Origin of the sequence: Phocaeicola sp. GP0067 (assembly GCF_031119655.1) — a bacterium.
In the GTDB taxonomy this organism is placed as follows: domain Bacteria; phylum Bacteroidota; class Bacteroidia; order Bacteroidales; family Bacteroidaceae; genus Phocaeicola; species Phocaeicola vulgatus.
In genome coordinates this window covers 1-2,828 of the sequence record NZ_JAVHZY010000056.1, presented here as the reverse complement: position 1 = coordinate 2,828, position 2,828 = coordinate 1, and the positions used below count along the sequence as shown (strand labels likewise).

Here is a 2,828-nt window from a genome sequence, read left to right as displayed (position 1 = left end):
GTATGGTGATAGCACACTAGCACCCTAAAGGGTGCGTGTGTAAGGGGACAAGCCCCCTTAACCCCCTGTCAGCCGGCTGTCACCGGCTGTTATCGATTGTCACAAAAATGTTAACTTATGGGAGCAACAAGTATTCATGTACAAGCAGTGAAGCCGGGGAGTGAGATTCACAACTTTAGGGAAAAAGAGTTGGACTATGTTCGTCCCGAACTTAGTCATTTGAATGAAAGCTGGGTTGGAGATAGCATCTCCCATCGGCTGGAAAGTGCGAAACAAAGATATCTCGATACGGTTGGGCAGAAGATGCAGGCTAAAGCCGCACCCATACGAGAGGGAGTAATAGTAATCAAACAAGAAACCACCATGCAGGAACTCCAGCAGTTTGCCACGGTCTGCAAAGAACGTTTCGGTATCGAAGCATTTCAAATCCATATACACAAGGACGAAGGATACATGAACGCAAAGCAATGGACACCTAACCTTCATGCCCATGTAGTTTTCGATTGGACGCAGCCGAATGGGAAAAGTGTGCGTTTATCGCGTGATGACATGGCAGAACTCCAAACCATAGCATCTGAAACACTGGGCATGGAACGTGGCGTTTCTTCTGACCGCAAACACTTATCGGCTATGCAGTACAAGACCGAATGTGCGAAAGAACAGCTTCAGGAACTATCAAACGATATATCCAGTGCATTAGACAAACACAAGGACGTACAAAACCAGCTTCTTCAGCTTCAGAAAGAACTACGTTCCATTGAAACAAAGAAGAACGTCCAAAAACTCATTTCTAAGGCTTCAGAGAAGTTTTACGGCTTGATTGGAAAAACAGTCAACGATAGGGAAAAGGATGCCTTAAAAGCCAAAGTAAAGGCTTTAGAGGGGGAAAATGAACAGCTATCCGATAGACTGGGAAAGGCTATACTTGAAAAAGAGCAAAACGGCACAAAGGCATTCAAAGCCGAGAATGACAAGGAGTATTATAGACAACAAATGGACAACGCAAGGACAACCAGTAACCGATTAAGGACGGAGAACCAAGAACTAAAGACCGAAACCAAGGAATTGAAAAAAGAACTTGGTAAGATGAAAGACTTGTTCAATTCCGAACAACTGGAGGCTTTAAGGCATCATTTCCCAAACATATCAAAAGCTATGGAAGAGGGGAAAGACCTACTCAAGCAAATCACCAGAAGCAGAGGTTTCGGTATGGGTATGTAACCCCCCCCCGCCCCCAAAGGGGGAGCGACCAAACGGCAGCCTCTCTCAATGGAGTGTTACGTCGTTCGGATTCGGAAGAAATTTTGCAGGGTTCGGAAAACGGTTGTGTGCTTATTCTAAAAAAAGTTTATGGTGTGGCGCTCGTCGGGACGGGTGGTCCCGCCCCTTGCCGCTGGGCGCTCCCCGACCGATGATTTTTAAGTGACTGATTTTGTGCTGTTTTGGGGGTATATTAAGAATAGAAGAAATAGAATAAGTTAAGTACTTGATACACAATATAGGGCATTTTCCATATTGGAAATTCTCATTTTCCAATCTAGAAAATACTGATTTCCTAATATAATACTAAACAGGAAAATAATATTTCCCTTAATATTGTTTTTATGGAAAATAATAGTTTACTTTGTGGAGAATAATATTTCCCAAAAACACATCAAAATGGAAAATAAAAAAGCAGTTAAGTTAACCGATTTTCAAAAGAACGAAGAAAATCCTTTTATGAAACAAGCTATAGAAGGTATTGAAAATCATGTTGTTAAAAAGTATAAGAGTAATAGTGGTGGCGATAAGAGAGCCGTAGTAGCTTTAGCCGACACTGAAACTGGAGAAGTGTTTAAGACTTCGTTTATCCGTCAAATAGAAGTAGATGAAGAACAATTCACTAAATTGTATCTTTCTAACTTTGCTGCATTCTTTGACCTATCACAAGCAGCTATTCGGGTTTTTGGTTACTTTATGACCTGCATGAAACCCAAAAATGATTTAATCATCTTCAATAGAAAAAAATGCCTAGAATATACCAAATACAAAACAGACAAAGCCGTTTATAAAGGACTTGCAGAACTTGTAAAAGCTGAAATCATAGCCCGAGGACCAGCCGATAATCTTTGGTTTATTAATCCTCTGATAGTATTCAATGGTGACCGAGTGACATTTGCTAAAACATACGTTCGGAAAAAGACTTTAGCTGCCCAAAAGAAAGAAGAAGCAGAGAAACGACAATTATCACTTGGCTTTGATGAACAGTAACACTCCATTGAGTGAAGCTGCCGTTTGGTCGCTCCCCCTTTGGGGGCGGGGGGGGGATAGATAAAGTTCCTCTATGTAAAGTTATAATGGGGGATGAAAGGCAAGGTTCGCTAACCTTACCCCGATTGTTTATGCTTCCCAGCATTCAATCTATCCCCGTTTATGGGTTTCTCTTTCACCCTACAAAGATAACCTCATGGGGGAAAAATGTCCAAGAATATGGGGTAAAAACTATCAAGTCGGTAGAAAATAAGTATCTTTGAAGTACATTTTTAGTAGAGGTACTGGTATGCCTAGACGAAGCAGATAGGCAAAAATAAAGCCGCTGGAGATGTCGGATGTCCGTCAATTAACTCCAGCGGCTTGTATTTTGGTAACTCTCCCGTATCGGTCGGCTACCGTTTGGTCAGCAACAAAGGTAGTACTTTATTGTCGCAAATCCAAATGTTTTCCCCTTTATTTGTGCATTTACAGAACATTTGCTAACTTCGCACCTATGCAGTATGGTGATAGCACACTAGCACCCTAAAGGGTGCGTGTGTAAGGGGACAAGCCCCCTTAACCCCCTGTCAGCCGGC

Annotated in this window: 2 protein-coding genes; both read left to right on the top strand. The window is 42.1% G+C overall.

Annotated elements, in window-relative coordinates:
* Positions 1-117: 117 nt before the first annotated feature.
* Entirely contained in the window at positions 118-1,221 is a 1,104-nt protein-coding gene (locus RE317_RS20855; protein ID WP_007219893.1) for a plasmid recombination protein, read from the top strand.
* Between the two features lie 438 nt (positions 1,222-1,659).
* The gene (locus RE317_RS20850) at positions 1,660-2,250 is read left to right on the top strand and encodes a replication/maintenance protein RepL (protein ID WP_004295513.1); all 591 of its coding nucleotides are present in this window, start codon (positions 1,660-1,662) and stop codon (positions 2,248-2,250) included.
* Positions 2,251-2,828: the final 578 nt, after the last annotated feature.